Origin of the sequence: Rudanella paleaurantiibacter (genome assembly GCF_009184635.1) — a bacterium.
Classification (GTDB): domain Bacteria; phylum Bacteroidota; class Bacteroidia; order Cytophagales; family Spirosomataceae; genus Rudanella; species Rudanella paleaurantiibacter.
In genome coordinates this window covers 326,362-347,298 of sequence record NZ_WELI01000003.1, presented here as the reverse complement: position 1 = coordinate 347,298, position 20,937 = coordinate 326,362, and the positions used below count along the sequence as shown (strand labels likewise).

Annotated in this window: 17 protein-coding genes; 12 read left to right on the top strand and 5 right to left on the bottom strand. The window is 55.7% G+C overall.

Annotation, left to right across the window (positions count from 1 at the left end; translation table 11 throughout):
* Window positions 1–214 precede the first annotated feature (214 nt).
* Together F5984_RS10095 and F5984_RS10090 are read left to right on the top strand one after the other, a co-directional pair.
* The gene (locus F5984_RS10095; protein WP_152124133.1) at window positions 215–1,120 is read left to right on the top strand and encodes a hypothetical protein; all 906 of its coding nucleotides are present in this window, start codon (window positions 215–217) and stop codon (window positions 1,118–1,120) included.
* Between the two features lie 231 nt (window positions 1,121–1,351).
* A complete protein-coding gene (locus F5984_RS10090) occupies window positions 1,352–2,950 on the top strand; it encodes an FAD-dependent oxidoreductase (protein ID WP_152124132.1) in 1,599 nt (532 codons plus the stop codon).
* Here F5984_RS10090 and F5984_RS10085 read toward each other — a convergent pair whose 3' ends face one another.
* Window positions 2,951–4,090, bottom strand: coding sequence for an NAD(P)/FAD-dependent oxidoreductase (locus tag F5984_RS10085; protein WP_152124131.1), 1,140 nt, complete (start codon window positions 4,088–4,090; stop codon window positions 2,951–2,953).
* Between the two features lie 184 nt (window positions 4,091–4,274).
* Between F5984_RS10085 and F5984_RS10080 the strand changes: the two genes are divergently transcribed.
* The 4 genes from F5984_RS10080 to F5984_RS10065 all read left to right on the top strand — a co-directional run bounded on the left by F5984_RS10080 (window position 4,275) and on the right by F5984_RS10065 (window position 10,279).
* A complete protein-coding gene (locus F5984_RS10080; RefSeq protein ID WP_152124130.1) occupies window positions 4,275–7,019 on the top strand; it encodes a DUF1553 domain-containing protein in 2,745 nt (914 codons plus the stop codon).
* Between the two features lie 61 nt (window positions 7,020–7,080).
* Window positions 7,081–8,556 carry a DUF1501 domain-containing protein gene (locus tag F5984_RS10075; protein ID WP_185155475.1) on the top strand — a complete coding sequence of 492 codons (1,476 nt, stop codon included), beginning with the start codon at window positions 7,081–7,083 and terminating at the stop codon, window positions 8,554–8,556.
* Between the two features lie 81 nt (window positions 8,557–8,637).
* Window positions 8,638–9,225 carry a DUF4082 domain-containing protein gene (locus F5984_RS10070; RefSeq protein WP_152124129.1) on the top strand — a complete coding sequence of 196 codons (588 nt, stop codon included), beginning with the start codon at window positions 8,638–8,640 and terminating at the stop codon, window positions 9,223–9,225.
* Between the two features lie 247 nt (window positions 9,226–9,472).
* On the top strand, window positions 9,473–10,279 hold the full coding sequence (locus F5984_RS10065; RefSeq protein WP_246168899.1) for a DUF2490 domain-containing protein: 807 nt from the start codon (window positions 9,473–9,475) through the stop codon (window positions 10,277–10,279).
* Window positions 10,280–10,431: 152 nt separating this feature from the next.
* Here F5984_RS10065 and F5984_RS10060 read toward each other — a convergent pair whose 3' ends face one another.
* The gene (locus F5984_RS10060) at window positions 10,432–10,866 is read right to left on the bottom strand and encodes a hypothetical protein (RefSeq protein ID WP_152124128.1); all 435 of its coding nucleotides are present in this window, start codon (window positions 10,864–10,866) and stop codon (window positions 10,432–10,434) included.
* Between the two features lie 269 nt (window positions 10,867–11,135).
* Between F5984_RS10060 and F5984_RS10055 the strand changes: the two genes are divergently transcribed.
* Both F5984_RS10055 and F5984_RS10050 read left to right on the top strand, forming a co-directional pair.
* Window positions 11,136–12,353, top strand: a complete 1,218-nt coding sequence (locus tag F5984_RS10055; RefSeq protein ID WP_152124127.1) for a hypothetical protein — start codon at window positions 11,136–11,138, stop codon at window positions 12,351–12,353.
* Between the two features lie 121 nt (window positions 12,354–12,474).
* The gene (locus tag F5984_RS10050; RefSeq protein ID WP_152124126.1) at window positions 12,475–13,557 is read left to right on the top strand and encodes an alpha/beta hydrolase; all 1,083 of its coding nucleotides are present in this window, start codon (window positions 12,475–12,477) and stop codon (window positions 13,555–13,557) included.
* Between the two features lie 83 nt (window positions 13,558–13,640).
* Here F5984_RS10050 and F5984_RS10045 read toward each other — a convergent pair whose 3' ends face one another.
* Window positions 13,641–15,023: a S8 family peptidase gene (locus F5984_RS10045; protein WP_152124125.1), complete on the bottom strand. Its 1,383-nt coding sequence runs from the start codon at window positions 15,021–15,023 to the stop codon at window positions 13,641–13,643.
* A 196-nt stretch (window positions 15,024–15,219) separates the two neighbouring features.
* Window positions 15,220–16,338: a glycoside hydrolase family 18 protein gene (locus F5984_RS10040; protein WP_152124124.1), complete on the bottom strand. Its 1,119-nt coding sequence runs from the start codon at window positions 16,336–16,338 to the stop codon at window positions 15,220–15,222.
* 184 nt (window positions 16,339–16,522) lie between these two features.
* On the opposite strand from F5984_RS10040, the gene F5984_RS10035 reads away from it, so the two are divergent.
* Complete coding sequence (locus tag F5984_RS10035; RefSeq protein WP_152124123.1) at window positions 16,523–16,963, top strand: VOC family protein; 441 nt, start codon at window positions 16,523–16,525, stop codon at window positions 16,961–16,963.
* A gap of 308 nt (window positions 16,964–17,271) precedes the next feature.
* Here F5984_RS10035 and F5984_RS10030 read toward each other — a convergent pair whose 3' ends face one another.
* Window positions 17,272–18,492, bottom strand: coding sequence for a multidrug effflux MFS transporter (locus F5984_RS10030; RefSeq protein ID WP_152124122.1), 1,221 nt, complete (start codon window positions 18,490–18,492; stop codon window positions 17,272–17,274).
* A 352-nt stretch (window positions 18,493–18,844) separates the two neighbouring features.
* On the opposite strand from F5984_RS10030, the gene F5984_RS10025 reads away from it, so the two are divergent.
* Genes F5984_RS10025 through F5984_RS10015 form a run of 3 tightly spaced genes read left to right on the top strand, consistent with a single transcriptional unit; the run spans window position 18,845 to window position 20,791 of the window.
* Complete coding sequence (locus F5984_RS10025) at window positions 18,845–19,696, top strand: alpha/beta fold hydrolase (protein WP_152124121.1); 852 nt, start codon at window positions 18,845–18,847, stop codon at window positions 19,694–19,696.
* Window positions 19,696–20,199: an RNA polymerase sigma factor gene (locus F5984_RS10020; RefSeq protein WP_246168898.1), complete on the top strand. Its 504-nt coding sequence runs from the start codon at window positions 19,696–19,698 to the stop codon at window positions 20,197–20,199. The genes F5984_RS10025 and F5984_RS10020 overlap by 1 nt, the downstream gene beginning before the upstream one ends.
* Entirely contained in the window at window positions 20,186–20,791 is a 606-nt protein-coding gene (locus F5984_RS10015; protein WP_152124120.1) for a hypothetical protein, read from the top strand. Before F5984_RS10020 ends, F5984_RS10015 begins: the two co-directional genes overlap by 14 nt.
* Window positions 20,792–20,937: the final 146 nt, after the last annotated feature.

Below are 20,937 nucleotides of genomic sequence, written 5' to 3'. Positions count from 1 at the left end.
TGGGTTACTGTACAAAGAAAACCTTAAGGGAATGAAACTTCTCTTCAAAGACTAAAGCCAAATACAATGGCATCTCACAATAACCACCAATCCAATGCACCACTTTTACAAAACCACTATCTTCCTTAATACAATCCTACTTAGCCCCCTGCTAGTCATAGGGCAAGCTATTAAACCCGTCCAAACAAACGACTTTTCGTTTAACGCGTTTAAGTTGCCACCCTTCCCAGTTGAGGTGCTCCATGTAGGTCCGGCGGGTGGTGGAGTAGCCCTCACTACCCTGATGCCCATCGCGGGCCGGACCTTACCCCTTGCCGAAACGCCAAAGCCTAAAGGGGCCGTTTTTTCGTCCAATGCCCTCTACATGCAGACGCTCGTGCTGGGGCCTTCCGGTCAACCGGTAGTACCCGCTGAGGGCGGAGCTTCGCCAGGTGAGGTGTTTGGGCAAGCCCCTAATCTGGGGGCTGGGCATGATTGGGCTGTGTTCGGTACCAACAGCAATGATGGCCCACTGCGCTTACCCTATGGGGGCGACTTTGGTCAGATTGCCAGCCGCTTTCCTCAGGCCTCTCTGCCCGGTGCCATACCCCTTGCGCCCCGGCTGGTGAGCAATGGAGCTGGTACGGCGTCCACACTCCATATCACCTATCCCCAGCAGAACCTATCTATCGACCCTACGACCGGCAAGCTGATCATGCGGCCCGAGTCACCCGCGCCCGGAGCTGGTCAGATACAGGCCAGGACAGGGGGCTATGCTTTACCCTTCTGGCTCAAAGATGGTCATATGCTTTCCCTGTCGAATGGTCACTATGAAGCCCTTGCCCTCCGGCAGGATGCGACCGATAAGAACGTCCCTTTTCGTCACTTTCAGTTTCTGCGCTTCGACCGTAGCGGTACACTGTTGAGCGATCAGCCCGTACGCTTTGCTTACAACCGGGAGTTCTTTGCCCGCTGTCCCCTGTTCGATGAGCAAGGGAACGTAGTGGGCTCGGTGAACGTCTTTGGGGATGGCAGCGGTAAAAAAGCAGACCTGGACCCGGATGACAATCGGGTGGCCGTCGTCGTCACCGACGAAAACGGCGGCATCTGGGCGCACACGCAACCTATCCATTGCCCCTGATGACAATATTGTCTACAATGCTCGTATCGATAGCGAGGGGAAGTCGTCGAAAAGCTAAAGTCCAAGCCCTGGCGTGCCAAAGCCAAAAGTCATCCTTCAGCCATCGTTTCATTCGTCGTCACAAACGGAGCTTTTCAGCCCCGGGCTATACCGGATGGGCCTCCTGAAACCCTTCGCTCTGTTTTTTAGCGCTTTCGGGTTGCGGTGAGTTTAGTCGGAAATCTGACGTTTATGACGACTGACTACACCGAAGCGGCCGTGTGCCATATTGACGACCTGCACGATGGCCAACTGAAAGAAGTTCGGGTGGGCGACACGGATGTACTTCTTGCCCGTGTCGATGGGCAGTACTACGCGCTTTACCCCAAATGCTCGCACTATGGTGCCCCGCTCGCCAAGGGCGTATTGCATGGCCACCGGCTCGTGTGTCCGTGGCACAATGCCTGTTTCGACGCCACAACCGGCCACCGGCTCGAAGCCCCCGCACTAAATGGCCTGCCCATGCACGAAGTGCGGATTGAGGGCGATCAGGTGCTGGTGCGGCTGACGACCGATGCCCAAAGCCGAACCAATCCGCTGGCGGCCCCACAGGCCCATAGCACCGAAACCTACGTCATTGTTGGGGCGGGTGGGGCCGGGGCTTTTGCCGCCGAGGCCCTGCGCGAAGGGGGCTTCACGGGCCGAATCGTGATGCTGACCCAAAGCCCAAACCAACCCTACGACCGGCCCAACTGTTCCAAAGATTACTTACAGGGTAAGGCTCCGGCCGAATGGATGCCCTTGCGCGAGCCGGATTTTTACAAACAATACGGCATCGAAATACGCACCGAAACGCCGGTGAAACGGCTCGACGCAGCCACCAAAGAAATCGAGCTCCAATCGGGCGAGACAATCCGGTACGACAAAGCCCTGATTTGCACCGGTGGAGCGCCAAACCACCTGCCCGTGCCCGGTGCCGGCCTCCGCCATGTGTTCACCCTGCGGAGCCTGACCGATAGTAGTCAGTTGCGCTTGCTGGGGCAGCAGGGCAAGCGGGTGGTGATCGTGGGTAGCTCGTTTATCGGGCTCGAAGCGGCTATGAGCCTGCGTAAACTGGGGGCTGAGGTGGCCGTAGTGGGCCGCGAGGCTGTTCCGTTTGCCAAGGTGCTGGGCGAAAAAATCGGTCGGTTGGTGCAGGGATGGCACGAAAAAGCGGGTATCCGGTTTCACCTCGGCCGGGAGGTGCGGCAGTTCGACGGTACGGGCGAGGTAAGCGCCGTAGTGCTCGACAATGGAGAGTCGCTACCCGCCGATGTGGTACTGCTGGGGCTGGGGGTGAAACCCCGAACTGATTTTCTGGAAAACGTACCCCGCGCCGACGATGGGGGCGTACTGACCGATGAGTACCTCCAACTGGCCGACGGTCTGTATGCTGCGGGCGACATTGCCCATTTCCCAACCCCCGATGGCCCGGTCCGTATTGAACACTGGAAAGTAGCCGGGCAGCAGGGCCACGTAGCAGGCCTGAACATGGCCCGCCCGGATGCCCCGGAACCCTACCGCATGGCCCCGTTTTTCTGGACCAATCAGCAGGGAAAGCGCATCAATTACGTAGGCCACGCCGAGCAGTTTGACCAGATAATCTACGACGGCGACCCCGAAACCGACGATTCGTTTCTGGCCTTTTACGGGGTCGATGGAATTGTGAAAGCGGCTGCGTCGCTCGGGCGGGATACCGATATAGCGATTATCAGGGAGCTGCTGCAAAGCGGCCAACTGCCCGATCCGCAAACCATTCAGGCTGGTGTCGACTGGCCCGCGCTGTTGGCTAAAGTTACTCCCCAAGCGTAGTTAAACCGCCACTTCCTCGCCGTGGGTTTGCCGCATCACACCGCGTAGGGCAGGCTTCACCAACCCAAACGCCGAAACCGCCAGTTCGGAGAGCCGCACATTGCCAAAGAGCCGCTGCACGGTGCGGCCCACCCAAAGCCGCCGGGCAAACAGGGCTTTCCACCGTTGTTCATAGAGCCGTTCCAGTTCGGGGCGGCTCAGTTTGTTTTGTAGGAATGCAATGGCTAGCTCGCTCGTGAGTTTGGCCCCATGAATGGCCATCGCCATACCGTTGCCGCAGAGCGGAGTAATGAGCCCCGCCGAATCGCCCGCCATAAGCATGTGCATGTCGACGGCCCTTTTGGGCGCAAACGAAACCTCGTTGATCACTTCAGGCTTGTCGTACAGAAACTCGTAGGTTTCAAAAACATGGCGCAGATGGGGGTTTTGGGCCAGAATCGTCCGTTCCATATCGGGAATATTGCCAAACTGCCGGAGATTTTGGCGGGTAGTGAGGTAGCACAGGCAGTATTTTCCGTCTTCAATGGCTGACATCCCGCAGTAGCCATCCCGGAAGTTGTGCAGGGCAATCAAATCGGTGGGGAAAGGCTCAGAGTCGGGGCCGGGGGCAATGTGGTATTTCACGCCGATGTACGGAGCCGATTGCCGCATAAACGGCCGGTCGAGGGCTTTGTCGAGCCGGGAGCGTTTGCCAAACGCACCGATCACGAGCCGGGCCGAGAGCGTTTGCCCATCGTTGGGGTCTACGGAAAACAGACCCTTTGTTGCATCAAAATGGACACCTTCAGCCTGTTTGCCGAGCACAAAGGTCACCCCGGCCGCTTGTGCCAATTGGTACAACGCATAGTCGAGGGTGTAGCGACTGATGCCAAACCCGCCCAGATCGAGCGGGGCCTCCAGCAACCGGCCTGAAGGCGACGAAAGCCTGAACTGGGTAATCTGGGCTGCGCCTAACCCGTTCAGGTCGATGCCGAGGGCTGTGAGATACCCGCGCACTTCGTTGGATACGTACTCGCCACAAACCCGGTGAAATGGGTACGTTTTGCGCTCGATCAGGGTTACGGCAAAACCCGCCCGTGCCAGTTCCAGACTGCTCACCAGCCCGGCCAATCCGCCCCCGATAATGACTACATCCGGCATAAAAACAATGCGTGACAGTGTAACTGTGTGATTTTGTGAAAACGAAACCCCCCTTTTACCTAAACCGGCCGGGTTAATGAATGGTTTTGTGATCAATGCCGGACAGAAATGTGTTTTTCCGGGTTTCTGAATGAGTAAGTTACTGTTCCCCGCCTGTTTTCAGAAAGAAGTTTACGCAGACTGAATGAAGACCTGGATATACACCCTAATTGGATTGGCGGGCCTGAGCATCGGGGTGTTCTCGCTGTGGCCCTCCTCTGATCGGGTTGACTATAATACGCAGATCAAGCCGATTCTCAACAAGCACTGCATTGCCTGTCACGGCGGGGTAAAACAGGCCGGTGGGTTGAGTTTGCTGTTTCGCGAAGAGGCCCTGGCCAAAACCAAATCGGGCCACCCGGCCATTATTCCCGGCGATGCCCGCAACAGCGAGTTTATCAAACGCCTGACCGACCCTGACCCCGAGGAGCGGATGCCCTACAAAGCCGATCCGCTCAAACCCGAAGAAATCCAGTTGCTCACCCGTTGGGTCGATGAGGGGTGCGCCTGGGATACCCATTGGGCCTACCGCCCGCTCGAACGCCCGGCCGTGCCCGGTGGTGGTGCGTTGGCCGGTTTTATGGACTGGTTTTTGAGCGATGCCGATACGAACGCCATCGACAAATTTGTGGCCAAACGGCACGAAGAGGAAGGGCTGAGTATGGCCCCCGAAGCCGACCGGCTCACCCTCATCCGGCGGGTAAGCCTCGACCTGACGGGCCTGCCTCCCACGGCCGAACAACTGAAAAAGTACAGCGAAGCCGACGACTGGGACACGGCCTACGCCCAACTGGTCGATGAGCTGCTGGCATCGTCGGGGTATGGTGAGCGGTGGGCGGCTATGTGGCTCGATCTGGCCCGCTACGCCGATTCGCGCGGGTACCAGAAAGATAACGGCCGCTCTATTTGGCCTTACCGCGACTGGGTAATCCGGGCTTTCAATGCCGATATGCCCTTCGACCGGTTCACGACCGAGCAACTGGCTGGCGACCTGCTGGCGCAGCGGCTCCCGGCGGGTAAACTGCCCCCCGACGATCTGCTCATCGCGACCGGTTTCCACCGCAACACGATGAACAACGACGAGACCGGCACCGTCGACGAAGAGTTTCGGGTGGCGGCCCTCATCGACCGGGTCAACACGACCTGGGAGGCCTGGCAGGGTACGTCGTTTGGGTGTGTGCAGTGCCACAGCCATCCGTACGACCCATTCCGGCATGAGGATTATTACAAGTTCATGGCGTTTTTCAACAACACCCGCGACGAAGACACGCAGGACGAAGCCCCGTTTTTACGGCAGTTCAAGCCCGAAGATGAGTCGAAAGCACAGGCCATGCTGACGTGGCTCCGAGCTTTGCCCGATTCGGGTGCGGCCACCTCGGCCCGGCCGTATCGGGGTACGTTCAACTGGGTGTATTTCCTGCGGCATCTGGAACCCCGCCATCATGCACATTATGCCGACAACTACGAGAAAGGAGCCCTGCTGGGCGACCGTAACATTGGTCTCAAACACGGGGGCTCGTGCCGGTTGCCCAATATGCAGCTCGACGGGCGTACCCAACTGCTCACGCACCTGAGCGTAAAACAGCCCGGTGGAGTGCTCGAACTGCACCTCGATAGCCCCACCGGCCCCCTCCTGAGCCGGATAAAGCTCGATACCACCCGCAACAACGCCCGCGAGAAAGTGCTGCAACGTTGGCCCATCAAACCCACAACCGGGCGGCACGACCTGTATCTGACGGCTACTAACCCCGGCATCGACCCCGAGTCGTACTTTTTCCAGATCGACTGGTTTGCCCTCATTCCTGATTTTCCGGGCGATGCGGCTCAGCAGCAGGCGTACCTGGACCTGATTGCGGCCAAAACAAACAATACGCCCATTATGCTCCCCACCGACCCCGACTATGCCCGGCCCACGCACCTGTTTGTGCGGGGGAACTGGTTGAGCCCCGGCCCGGTGGTGCAGCCCGACGTACCGAAGTCGCTCGGGGGTATGAATCGGCGGTTGCCGAAAGACCGGTTGGGGCTGGCGCAATGGCTCACCGACCCGAATAACCCGCTTACGGCCCGCGTGACGGTGAACCGGTTCTGGGAGCAGCTATTTGGCGTGGGGCTGGTCGAAACGCTCGAAGATTTTGGGACGGCCGGTGCCAAGCCCAGCCACCCCGAATTGCTCGATTACCTCGCCGTGCGGTTCTCGCGCGATTGGGGTTGGAGCATGAAGCAGCTGTTGCGGTACATGGTTTTATCGAAAACATACCGCCAATCGTCGAAGGCAACGCCCGACGCCGTGTCTCGTGACCCGCAAAACCGGTTGCTGGCGCGGGGTGCCCGCTTGCGTTTGCCGGCCGAGACCATCCGCGATCAGGCCCTGGCCGTGAGCGGGTTGCTGAGCCGTAAAGCCTTCGGGAAACCCACCATGCCCTACCAGCCCGACGGTATCTGGCAGGCGGTAAACAGTAGCCTCAAATGGGAGCCCAGCCTGGGTGAAGACGCCCACCGGCGGGGGATTTACACGTTTGTTCGGCGCACAGGGCCGTACCCGTCAATGGTGAGTTTTGATGCCGGAAGCCGCGAAGTGTGCCTTTCGCGCCGGATTCGGACCAACACGCCGTTGCAGGCCCTGACCTTGCTCAACGATCCTGTGTTTGTGGAAGCCGCCGACCAACTGGCCCGGCTGGTAGAAAAACACCCCACGGTTGAGGCCCAACTGGCCGATGCGTATCAGCGGGCCATCGGTCGGCCGATAACGCCCGAAAAGCAGGAGGCTCTGCAAGCCCTGTACGATGCCGCCCTGAAACAGTTTAGAGGTCGGCCCGATGCCAAACACGCGGCCCTGAGCATGGCGACCAACGCCCTGTTGAATATTGATGAGTTTGTGACCAAGTCCTGACCGGGCGGGGCCGCACGGTTGAGAAACCAGCGAGCCCCACCGAAAAAATACAACGCGTAGTATGCGCCTGAATATTGACAAAGAAGCCGCGCTGGCGGCCGCCCAACTCGAAACCCGGCGGCATTTTCTGAAACAATGCGGTAGCGGCCTGGGGGCGCTGGCGTTGCAATCGTTGCTGGGTAGTTGCGGTCTGGGCGGTAGTACACCCGCCGTGAGCAACCCCCTCGACCCAAAGCAGGCGCATTTCCCGCCCAAAATCCGGTCGGTGATCTACCTGCACATGGCGGGTTCGCCGAGTCAGCTGGAGTTGTTTGATTATAAGCCCCAACTGGCCCGCTGGCATGGGCAAGACTGCCCGCAGTCGTTTCTGGAAGGAAAAACGTTTGCCTTTATCCGGGGTGTTCCGAAAATGCTGGGGCCGCAGGGGCAGTTTGCCCAGCGGGGGCAGTCTGGCGCGTGGGTGTCTGACCACCTGCCGTACTTTGCCAACATGGCCGATGAGGTGTGTTTTCTGAAGGCAATGTACACCGATCAGTTTAACCACGCCCCGGCTCAGCTGATGATGCACACCGGCACCCCCCGGCTGGGTCGCCCCGGCATGGGTACGTGGGTTACGTACGGGCTGGGCACCGAAAACCAGAACCTGCCGGGTTATGTGGTGCTGACCTCCGGCGGCAAATATCCCGAAGCCGGTAAGAGTATCTGGGGGAGTGGGTTTCTGCCCTCGGTTTTTCAGGGGGTGCAATGCCGTACTTCTGGTGAGCCGGTGCTGTTTGTCGATGATCCCAAAGGCGTAAACCGCGACCTTCGTAAAGCCAGTATCGACGCCATTAACCGTATCAACCAGCAGACCTACGACGAGTTTGGCGACCCCGAAACTCTCACCCGCATGAGTCAGTACGAGCTGGCGTTTCGGATGCAGCTCGAAGTACCCGAAGTGATGGACATCAGCCGCGAGCCGCAGTCTACGCATCAGTTGTACGGCACCACACCGGGGCAGGTATCGTTTGCGAACAACTGCCTGCTGGCGCGCAAGCTGGTGGAGTCGGGCGTGCGGTTTGTGCAACTGTTCGACTGGGGCTGGGACTCGCACGGCTCCAGCTCGCAGGAGGCCCTGGAGGTTGGTTTTCGGCAGAAGTGCCGCGATGTAGATCAGGGAATGACGGCTCTGCTGATGGACCTCAAACAGCGCGGCCTGCTCGATCAGACACTGGTCGTCTGGAGTGGTGAGTTTGGCCGGACACCCATGCAGGAAAACCGCGACAACCGCCCGGCACCGTTTATGGGCCGCGACCATAACCCGTCGGCCTACACGCTCTGGATGGCGGGCGGGGGCGTAAAGCCGGGTTTTAGTTACGGCCAAACCGATGAACTGGGCTATCAGGGCGTAGAGGGCCGCACGCACGTGCACGATTTTCAGGCTACGATTCTGCACCTGCTGGGTCTCGACCACGAAAAGCTGACCTACGAGTTTCAGGGGCGGAACTTCCGGCTGACCGATGTGGGCGGTAAGGTGATCCGGCCGATTCTGGCCTGACCGTTCGCTCAAGACCGGGCCGTGGTTGTTGCGGGGTAGGGGTGTTTACCCGACCAATGATTCAGACAAAAAATCTGAATCATGAAAACGACATGCATGTATGCTGTGCTGGTGGCGGGGTTGCTTAGCCTGACCACCGGTTGCAGTTCCAAAGAAGAGGCCGCCAAACCCGCCGAAAATGTGCTGACGAGTTTTGTGGGTGGCGAAAGCTCCCTGTCGGCAAGCGTACGAACGTCGGGTCCGTGGGAGTTGGGGCTTGTGTTTAGTGCCTCGGTGGCTGGTAAAATCACGCAGTTGGGTGCCAAAATGCCCGAGCCCGGTACATACCGAATCATCGTCTGGGACTTCGACACTAAACAGGTTATTCGTCAGAAAACGGTAGAGCAGACCGCACCCGACAAGCTCACGCTCGATAACGTTGACCCATTGGCCCTCACGCCGAATAAGAAGTACCTTATCAGCGTCAATAGTCAGTCGGGCGGGGTCAATAAAAAGTATGGCGTGGCCTACAAAACGGCCGGGGGCGATTTTATGCCGTTTACCAAAGGGAGTATTCTGGTGTATAATGCCTGTTACCGCAATACCGCTACCCCCGTATTCCCCGATGCAGTCGCCAACGTGAAATACGAAGCCTACGGTTTTCCCGAGTTTACCTTTATCGCCGATTAAGTTGACCGCCTGCCAATGCCTGAATCAATGGGGCATTAGCAGGCGGTTCTGGATTTTTCGCTCCCATCGAACGACTGCCAATATTAATGTGAGGTATAGAAAATGGCTGTTGGTTCTTGCGTTAGCAACTATCTGTAAAATAGATAGTTGAGGGTTATCTTCTCCGTAGCCCGCGTTAATATTAGCGGCCTCAAAATTATCTTTCCGTTACCAACCGTAGCTTTGTAGCCAAAAAAGGGAGATACCGGTGCTGTATAAACGTTTGGTTGGGCGGTTGGCCTGTTTATTATTTAGTTTCGGATGGGTGAGTGGGGCGTTGGCCCAAACTACGGTGCCTACGGTGCCTGCTCCCGAGCCGCTTGGGTCGTGGGTGATTACGACGCTTCAACTGCCTTCAGGGCCCAAGCATTGGGGCGGTTTTTTCGAAATTCAGGGCCGTAGTTACCGCCCGTTTCAACAGTTTTTCTACAATGAGTTTAAAGGCGGGGTTAGCTATGATCTCGACCGGAACTTTACCTTCACGCTGGCGGGAGGCCGGTATGCTACCTACGACTATAACGATCTGTCGGCGGGGCCGCTCAACACCGAGAAACGGTTGTGGGAGCAGTTGGTCATCAATCAATACCTCGACCGACTCCGGTTTGAACACCGCTACCGAATTGAGCAGCGGTGGTTTCAGTTTCGCGACGGGTCGGATTCGTTTCGGAGCCGGATTCGCTACCGGCTGAACGTATTCTTGCCCCTTAACAACCGCAAACTGACGAGCAAAACGTTTTTTCTGTCGTCGTACGACGAGATTTTCCTGAACCCTAAAGGCCCCGCGTTTGAGCGTAACCGGTTATATGCCGGTATGGGGTATCAGTTCGACCGGAACTTTACGATGCAGGTGGGATGGGTCAATCAAGTTAATTACACTCCGGCCCGATTCGATCAGGGGGTGTTTACGCCCAAGCTGGCAGCCAGCAAACACAACGTTGTGCTGACACTCACGTATCGATTGAATCGACGGAGTAATAAAACACCATCAGAAACGCTGCCCTCTCAGTCGGACTAGGAGAAAGAGTAAAAGAGCGAAAGGTCAGGCCGTTGGAGGGGGAAAGAAGAAGCATTCTGTATTACTTCTGGCAAACTGCCTCACCCAACCGAAAACCGTAAACAGAAGTCCCCAGGTACATGATCGAGACCGTGTATCTGGGGACTTCTGGCTTATTTGCGGGCAACAAACGCCATTTCGAGCTTTGGGTTGCTTTCGGTATAATTGAAAATAATCGATGAGCCGTCGACATCGGCGATGCGGCTGCCCTCAGCAAAAAGGCCATATTCTGACCCTACCTGCCGCACCTCAACCCCTTCAAACGTAACACTTTCGTCGTCCATACCCGTGGCTGTGAGCAGGAATGTCATGTCGAGCGTTTTATCTGACTTCTTGGTCAGCGTTACCTTCCCCGAAATAGTGGTTCCGTTGGCGGTCATGGGCAGGGTCGGGAACTCAAGTTTCTGGGTATCGTCGACATACCGAAACGAGCTGAGTTTGTAGGTGCCGGCAAACCGGTCGGCGAGGGGGGCGGGTTCAATGTCGGTTTCTTTTTTGCAGGCCGTGAAGGCAAACGCGATGAGGAGGAAGGCGATAAGGTGTTTCATTGGGGTATTGTGTTGTTTTGTCCCGACAAAGCTATTACGGGCTGTAGCCTTTCTCCATTGGTTTTATGGGTGAGTCGTCGGATTGGCTGGTTCAGTCGGTATTTTATGAGGCTCAGTTGCGCGAGGGTGAGAAGAGGTTGGCATGACTACCTACCGTTTACTAAAATCGTAACCGGGGTAAGTAGGGTATACGTATTTCTACGCATAGATAGTGTTGATGTTCAGGGTATTAATGGCAATTTGTGACGGATTTATAAACCTCCATCGTCATGAAGCACTGCCCACTACTTGCCTGCCTGATTGCCTTACCGGGTCTCGCTCAGGACAATTTGATTATCAATACGCCGGTCGCGCCCGGACCGGGCTTTCACAACGTCATGGTTGGGCTAAGGCAACCGACAAAAGTGACCAACAAGCGCAACGTGATTATTGGGTACGATGCCGCTTCATCGGCCGAGTCGGTTGAGAACAGCGTTGTCATCGGACCTGCCGCCGGTAATGGTGGGCGGTTCCGTAATGTGAGTAGTAGCGTCGTGATTGGCAATTTGGCTGGTCAGGACAACCGGGCCTCCAATGTGGTGATGATCGGCCAAAGTGCAGGTAGAAGTAATACGGGCCCCGGCAACATTTTTATCGGGAGCGAAGCGGGGTCTACCTTTCAGGGCGTCAACAGTATTCTGATTGGCCGATTTGCTACCGACAATGATAAAGATGCCCCTGTTTGGAGCAATGGGGCAACCTATATTGGGCATGAGGTGGCCGGAGAAGACAGCCTGAGTACTAACGGCACGTATCTGGGTTTTAAAACCGGGATAAACTTCCGTACCGGCGATGGTAACACGTTTATTGGTACGGAAGCTGGCACCGGTTTCAATGCGCCCGTTTACGCGCGGGGCAATTTCAATACCTTTTTGGGCTATGCTGCGGGCGGGCAGACGATTCGTACTGACGAAAACGTGTTTCTAGGTTTTCAGGCGGGGTATCGGATGGCCACGGGTAAACAAAACGTGATTATTGGGGCTCGGTCGGGCGAAAAGCTCAGTGAATTTGTGGAGGGGTTGGTGTTGATCGGAGCCAACGCACAGGCCAAAAGCGGTATTCGGAATGCCGCGGCTATTGGCGCGAATGCCCGGGTAGAAGCCAGCAATGCATTGGTGCTTGGAAACGAAGTCAGCCGGGTAGGGATCGGCACAAATGACCCCCAAAACCGGCTGGAGATTGTAGCACCTACTCCCCACAGCAGTGGGCTACGCCTGTCGGGGCTCACCGACCAGTCGCCTACGCAGGGGGGCGCCACAAAATTTCTGTCGGTCAATGCGCAGGGCGATGTGATTCTGGTCCAAAATACCCCTGCCGATCTGACCGCCCTTGTAGAGCGTCTTCAGGTTCTCGAAACGGCTAATACAGCCTTGGCTACGCGGGTACAGGAGCTGGAAAAACGGCGTTGTTTTATCTGTTTGCCGCGTAAGCCGAAAGAAAAACCGTAGCAGAGTCTGCCCTGGTCAGGTGGTTTGCAGGTAGGCGTTGCGAGTAAGAGCGGCTGAAGCTGGTAAAAAGTAGCCTTTGGTTGCTTGTGTGGGTATAAACCTAAATCGTATGTTTCCGAAAATGCGTCTACGTGTTATCGCTTTGCTGTTACTAAGTGGCGGGTTATTACAAGCTCTGCCGACACTCGCTCAGAATACCCCGGCCCGTACCGGAAAAGTGGAGCGAATCAAAGTACACGGAAAAGGGTTGGAGGGCAACCTCGCCGGCGACTCGCCCGACCGCGACGTGTCGGTGTATCTGCCCCCTAGCTACCAAACCGACCGCAACCGCCGGTATCCGGTCATTTATTTCCTGCACGGATTTACTGATAGCGACGATAAATGGTACGGCTTTACCAAGCATTGGATAAACCTGCCCACTGTGGTCGATAAAACGCTGGCCGACGGTAAAACAGGTGAGTTTATCATTGTGACCCCCAATGCTTACAACCGCTATTTCGGGAGTATGTATTCAAACTCGGTCACCATCGGCAACTGGGAGGATTTTGTGGCCTACGAACTCGTCGACTACATTGACAAAAACTACCGGACCTTGCCGCAGGCCAGCAGCCGGGGGTTAGCCGGGCACTCAATGGGTGGGTACGGCTCGATCCGAATCGGGCAGAAACACCCCGAAATTTTTTCGAGTTTGTACCTGCTGAGTCCGTGCTGCATGTTGCCTGCCATGAACGGTCCCGGTAACCCCGAGATGGTGGCGAGTATGGAGGGAGTGAAAACCCAGGCCGATCTGGAAAAGGCGGGCTTTTTTACCAAGGCCATGTTTGCGTCGGCAGCGTCGTGGTCACCCAACCCGACTAATCCGCCGTTTTACCTCGACCTGCCTACCAAAGAGGGGGTGTTGCAGCCGACTGTCATAGCCAAGTGGGCCGCCAATGCCCCGCTGGCCAGCATTGACGGGTACATTGGGAATCTCAAACAGCTTCGGGCGTTGGCGTTCGATGCGGGCTCGAAAGATGCCAGTATTGCCGCCAACAACAAGGTGCTCAACAGTGTACTGACTAACTACGGCGTGAAGCATACCTACGAAGAGTATGATGGCGACCATATCAATAAAATTGCCGAGCGGATTGAGCAGAAGATGCTTCCGTTTTTCACGCAGCATTTGTCTAACCAGCCCGCACCCCGGTCGGCCCGGAAACGTTGAGCCGCTGACGAACCTGCAAGCTTAAAAACACAAAACCCACCGGTAGCCGGTGGGTTTTGTGTTTAAACGGAACAGAGCTTTGCTTAGAACGTCGATACGTTCAGGCGACCGCCTGTTGTTGTCTTCCCTGAAAGTGATGGCGTTGGCGTAGCTGAGTTCAGGATGGCATCCTTAACCTGTGCAGCCGTTGCACCTGGGTTGATCGACTTGTACAGGGCCGCAGCACCGGCTACGTGTGGCGTTGCCATTGACGTACCGCTGTATGAACCGTACGATGACTTACCCGCTTTGCCCGGCAGGGTTGAGTAAATGGCTGAACCCGGCGCGCCGATGTCAACCTGGTTGGCACCAAAGTTTGAGAAGCTCGACAGGGTACCCGATGAGGTGATCGAAGCTACCGCAATGACGTTGGCGTTCGGGTAGTTCGATGGGTAGTTGGCTACGTTGTCGTTGTTGTCGCCTACACCGTCGCTACCGCCGTTACCGGCGGCTGCAATGAAGAGAACACCTGCCTGGTTGGCCCGCTCAATGGCGTCCTGCAACCCTTGCGAGAAGCCACCACCCCCCCATGAGTTGTTGGTCGCTACAATGTTCAGGCCTTTCTTCTTCAGTTCGGTGAAGTAGTCAATTGCCTTGATTGCATTGGCAGTTGTACCGCCCCGGCTACCGAGGAATTTACCCGAGAGCAGCTTGACGTTCCAGTTAACACCAGCAACCCCGATACCGTTGCCACCCACACCGCCGATTGTACCGGCTACGTGCGTGCCGTGGTCATCGGCCGTACCGTCGAATACGGTGCTATTGTTACCGGCAAAATCCCAGCCGTACACGTCATCTACATAGCCGTTGGCGTCGTCGTCGCGGCCGTTACCTGCAATCTCGAAGGGGTTCGTACCGGCGTTGGCGGCCAAATCTTCGTGGGTGTACATGTAACCCTCGTCAATAATACCTACGTACACGGTCGACGAACCGGTTTTACCGTTAGCCCAGGCGGTGATGGCCTGGCTACCAAACTGGTTGCCATTTGCACCCATACCCCAGAGCTGGCTCAGGCCCGGATCGTTCGAAACGGCATTGTGCTGGTAGATGAAGTTTGGCTCGGCAAACTCCACCCCTTCAGCGCCACGCAGCGCTTCGATGGCATCCAGCGTGTTCATTTTGGTTTTGATCAGCACTACGCCTTCACTGTCGCCCATCCGCTCCATGATTTTGGTCAAGATCTTCTCGGCAACTTCGCCCTTTACGCGGGTGAGGGCGTTGGCCAGCCCCTGTACTCCGGCGCCTTTAGCCATTTTGACAAGAATTTCGCCCTCGACAAAGTCGGCGCTGGCTGCACTACGTGCGGCCCCGGCTGGGTTGGGATTTAGGTCAAGTTGGGGTTGGCAACCCGTGGTTAGGAGCGTTGTTGATAAGGCGATAGCTGCACTGGCAAGCTTCCAGCTATTGAAGCGAAGAAAATTTTGCATAGCTCATTTAGTGTTAATGATTTGCGCAATATATATAAATTTAAACGTCATAATATATGGCTCAAATTTTTTTTAGTTATTGTTCGTATGGTCTAAACTGGGTCATTTTTATACCATTCCGCGAACGGAAGTATATAGTCAACTAAGTTGAGTATATTAACTTAGGCCGTTTAAAATCAATACACCGACATTTTACTCAGAATTGGCGGTCAATTTCACTCAGTAAATACCCTTTCGGATCGCTGAAATATTCCCAGAACATCACCCCCGCGAGTCCTTTCTTTTTTACATATCGGCATTTAGCCCGTACCGATTGCTCGTCGTCGAAGGAAAAGAAAATTTGGTTTTCGGCCCCGTACAGGTAGGGCGCTTTGGCCCGGCGGTCCCAGTACCGGCGGTAGGCAGGATTGGTGAGCAGGCTGTCTTTGATAAAGGTATACCCACCGCCCCGCTCCACTTTCTGGATGGTGCGCGGGTGGGCCTCCGGGTCAGGCGTTTGTAGCCGCCAGGCTCGCCCGTAAAATGCAATTCCCAGCACCAGTTTTTCGGCCGGAACGCCCGCCTGTCGGTACAGTTGCACGGCGCGGTCGCCCGACGACTCATTGGCCACCTTCCCCGACGGGTACAGGTTGGTGTGGTGCCCGGCCGTGGGGCCACCCGTGTAAAAATCGTACGACATCACGTTGATGAAATCGAGGTAAGGGTGTACTTCGGCCATGTTGGTATGGGTGAAAATGCCTTCAAAACCGGGCAGCGCCGTAGTGACCAGGTACGATTTGCGGGTTTGGGTAGCCAGACCGTTGAGCCCTTCGCGCAGGGCTTTAAACAGGAGGGTGAAGTTTTCCTTGTCTTCGGGCCGGAACACGTTGTCTTCGCCTTTCATGCCGGGGTATTCCCAGTCAATATCGATACCGTCGAGGTCGTACTGCCGTACTATATCGACCGCCGAGGCCGCAAAAGCTGCCCGCGACGTATCCGTCAGAACGGCATCGGAGAAGTTTTCACTCCAGGCCCAGCCGCCAATCGAGATCAGGATTTTCAGGTCGGGGTTCCGGCGCTTGAGGGTGTTTAGCTTACGAAAATTAGTAGTGTCGGTAGTGAGGTTGTGCAACCAGGCCCGGTTGGCTTTGATATCGACAAAGGCGTAGTTGATGTGGGTGATTTTTTCGCCTTCAATCCGGTCAGTATCTACCAGTCCTCGAAAGCCGCCCACGTAGGCGAGCACAATCGGTTTGGCGTTGGGCGACGGTCGGAAACCACCCAGAAAACAAAGAACCAGCAGAGACGAAGCAAGTAAAACAGACAGGCGATTCATACGGCAAAAAGGCTTTTCACAAAGAAAGAGTTTTTTGCGGTTGCCCGGCGATTCGGGCCGGTAAAGAGTGCGTGTTAGCCTGCCCAAAAGCTGTCCCAAATACACCCCGTTCTTGGCTTGTTTGCCCACCGGATCGGCCTCCAGAAGAGCGTACCTTTGCCTTGTACTCTAAACAACAATACGTATGGCAACCCAAATTTTTGTGAACCTGCCCGTGCGCAGCCTGGACCGCTCGGTTGCGTTTTTTACGCAGCTTGGCTACACCTTTAATCCTCAGTTTACCGACGAAAAAGCGACCTGTATGGTTATCAGCGACACCATTTATGTGATGCTGCTGGTGGAGCCTTTTTTCTGCAGCTTTACGAAAAAGTCGATTGCCGACACTACCCAAACAGCCGAGGTAATTGTGAGCCTCTCCGCCGATAGCCGAGAAGCCGTTGACGCGATAGTCGATAAGGCCGTTGCGGCCGGGGCCAACACGCCCGTGCCCGCTCAGGACCACGGTTTCATGTACGAGCGCAGCTTCGAAGACCTCGACGGCCACAGCTGGAGCTACGTATATATGGATATGGCAGCCGTTACAGACGCCAGCCCGACCGAAGTAGGTGCCGGTAATGAGGGGTAGTATTTAGGTGGTGGTAAGGGGCTCCCGGACATGACATCTCTCTAAACGAGATGTCATCTCTTATGTAAGCGGGTTCTGTTTTAGGGAACCAAGCCCCCAGCGATAACATCTCTCTAAATAAGATCTCAGTAATGGACAAAAGGTACAATCAAGCCAATTGAACGCGGATAACATCGATTTGCCGAATTCACGTCGATGAGTAAATCCGCGAAAATTAGCTTGATCCGTTTCATCCGCGTGCCAATTCTTTTGTGCCGAACAAATGTCCAATACCGAAAAACAAGATGACATCTCTGGAGCTTGCCAGTTTACAGCGCGGCTTTAGGGGTCACGCTACCGCTGCGGTGGGCAATGGCCCGCTCGCCAATTAGCAGAATAAGCAGGCCACCCACAGCGCAGAAAGTCATCATGCCAATCATGGGCAGGGCGGTGCCGTTGTGCATCAGGCTCACAATGGCCGACACCAGTGCCCCAAAACCCATTCTGAGGCTCCCCATCAGGGCGGCAGCACTGCCTGCGTGCCGGGCAAAGGGCATCATCGACAGGGCCGACGAGTTTGGACCAACCAGCCCTTGACCAAGTAGAAACAGAAACAGCATCCCGAGCAGACCCGTTAGCCCGAACCACCCTGCCCAGCTACCAAAGACCATGATGAGTCCCACTGCCGACTGGTAAATGAGGGTAGTATGCACAATCTGCTCGTTCGAAAACCGCTTGAGCAGCACGTGATTCAGTTGATTGGGTGCCAGCACTGCAATAGCCAGAAAGGCAAAAATCCAGCCGTACTGCTGCTCGCTCACGTGGTAAAGGTTCATGAACACATCGGGCGAGCCCGCAATGTACGCGAACGATGAGGCCGTAGAGAGCCCACCCGCAAAGGCATAGGTCATGAACTGCGGTTGCCGAAGCACCGTAAAAAAGTTGCCCAAAACGGCTTGTGGTCGTAACGAAATGGAGGGGTCAGCGGGGCGGCCATTGGGGAGGGCGTAATACACCGCCACCAGAATCAACACCGTAATGCCGGCCAGAATCAGGAAAATAGAGTGCCAGCCGAAAGCCACGGTAGCATAGCCCCCCACGGTGGGGGCAATCATGGGCGAAACGGCGATGACGAGCGTCAGCAGCGAAAAAACCTGCGCAATGTTGCTCACCGGAAACAGGTCGCGCACGAGGGCCTGAGCTGCCACCATGCCCACGCACCCGCCCAGTGCCTGCAACAGCCGCATCAGCACGAGCATCTCAATGGAATGGGTAAAGGCACATCCGACCGAAGCCAGCAAGTACAGCCCTAAACCGGCGTAGAGCGGCATTTTGCGTCCAAATCGGTCGAGCAGGGGGCCGTATAGCAACTGCCCGGCGGCAATCCCGAAAAAGTAGGCCGTCAGCGAAAACTGTACTTTATCAATGGTGGTATTGAGGTCGTTGGCAATGGCCGGAAACCCCGGCAGGTACATATCAATCGAAAAGGGGCTGATAGTGGAGAGAGTCCCCAAAATCAAAATAATCACAAAATGCTGTTTGCGCGTCATACCAGTACAAGAGGTGCCTTGTCTGTAGACGCCTGAGCGGGAAGGATTGTTCCTGACTGATTGATTTTTAGGTTTAAAGTGAGTAAATGGGGGCTGCGTAGGTTTGATCTGTACAAGCTTTATTGAACCGGGCGAATAGGCCTTCTACCTCTAAAAAGCCGTTATTGAGGATAGGTTTGTAGAAGAGAATCCAGAAAAAGTTATAATTTTTTAGACAGGGAATAAGTCGGTCGAAAAACTTTTTTTCGGCCGACTGTAACAAATGTCGGGTTAGGGGTTCTAACCACCGACAACACCGCAATGGCGCCCAAGCGGTCTTCGTCGTTCAAACTTTTTTAATCCGTTTGCACACATGAAGACCATCCTTTGCTCTCTTCTTTTGCTAGTAGCCCAGTGGGGCATGGCACAATCGTATTCGTTTCGGGTTTCGGTGACCGGTAAGGGTCAGCCTATTCTGCTCATCCCCGGCTACTCGTGCAGTGGCGATGTATGGCAGGAAACCGTAGCGCACCTCCGTACCCGGTACGAGTGCCATGTGCTTACTCTGCCCGGCTACGCTGGGGTCGACCCGATTGGACAGCCAATTTTGCAAACCGTGCGCGACCAGATTATTCGTTACATTCGGGAAAAACAGCTCCGCAAGCCGATTCTGATGGGCCATAGCCTCGGTGCATTCATGAGTTTGTGGGTGGGTAGCACCGCCCCTGATCTGGTGGGTAAACTAATCTGTGTGGATGGGGTGCCGTTTATTTCGGGGATGATGAACCCCAAAACCTCGGCCGATTCGCTGCGTAACCTGCCCATGTTCAATGCCGAAGCTGTGGCTCAGAATTTCGTGAATCTGCCCGTCGACTCGTACGAAGATAATATGGCGCGTTCGATGCGAACGCAAGTGGCCGACACTACCCGCGCCCGGCAGATTGCCCGGTGGTCGGCTACGTCGGACCGGCGGACGCTGGGCTACACGATTGTTGAAATGAGTCTGACCGATCTGCGTACCGATATTGCCCGGATTAGCTCACCGGTGCTGGTGCTGGGGAGCCTGTACATGAACAGCCGCGATACATCCATGCGCATCCTGAACGAACAGTACGCCCGCGTGCCCAATAAGGTAATTGCTGTGGCTAACACCAAACACTTTATCATGTACGACGATCCGGCTTGGTTTCAGGGGCAGATCGATGGGTTTTTGCAACTGCCTTAATGAACGCCAGCCAATCGATACCGCCTTTTGAGGAGTTGTACACCCGCTTTGCCCCCCGAATTCTGAAGCTTTGCCTTGGCTACACGGGTGAGTACGCACAGGCGCAGGACCTGATGCAGGAAACGTTTATCAAAGCCTGGCAGCATCTGCCCGCGTTTCGGGGCAATGCCGAGGTTAGTACCTGGCTGTACCGTATTGCGGTCAACACCTGTCTTAACCACCTGCGTACGGCCAAACGACAGGTTGCCGAGCCACTCCTCGAACAACACATGGCTACCCTGGCCGACGATACCGGCGAGCCCGACGAAGCAGTTCGGCGGTTGTACGGCTGCGTGAGCCAACTCCCCGAAACCGACCGGCTCATTATCTCGCTCGTGCTCGACGATGTGCCATACTCCGAAATTGCGCAGATTGTGGGGGTTTCGGAGGGCAACCTACGGGTCAAAATTCACCGGATTAAACAGCAACTTGTTACCCTCTTTCACCAGCATGGACCCCTTTGACGATCTCAAAAAAATATGGCAGCAGCCCGTTTCCCCGCCTGATACCGTGGGCTGGGAACAGCTCCGGCAAACCAACGCGACGCACAGCCAAAAACTGGCCCAGACGCAACTGTGGAGTGGTATTGGCTTGGCCCTGACGGCGGTGTTTCTGGCAACCTTCAACGAGCTGACGGGTATTCGGTTTACGCAACAGACTACCTACGTAGGGCTGTATCTGATGGCGTTGATCACCGGGGGGCAGGCGGTGGTGAACCTGTATTTGTACCGGCGGTTAAAGCAAATTGACCTGGCGGCCCCCGTGGCCGAACACCTGGCTACGTGGGAACGCTACTACGCCTTCCGCAAGCAGTTGATCCGAATCAACGGGCCGGTGTATTTTCTGCTGCTCAATGGGGCCTTTGGGCTTTATTTTATCGAGATTCTGGGTCGTATGCCCCTGTTAGGCAGGACTATAGCGCTGATTGTGTACACCGGCTGGATGTTGTATGCCTATTTCGTGCTTGGTAAGCGGACCCTGCGCCGGGAAGACAAACGGCTAACCGAAATTATTGGTGGCTTACGTCGATACCAGAATCAGCTATCTGGCGAATAGAGGGCCTTCATGATGGACGATGACTCGTAAATCATACTTGATCGAGCCTAAAACCCGCCGTTTGTCCTTAAAAACTGTTAATTCAACCGAAATGCTTGCAGGGCTGTTGGGGTAGGGTGTACTTTGTGCAGTTCATTACTCTCTTC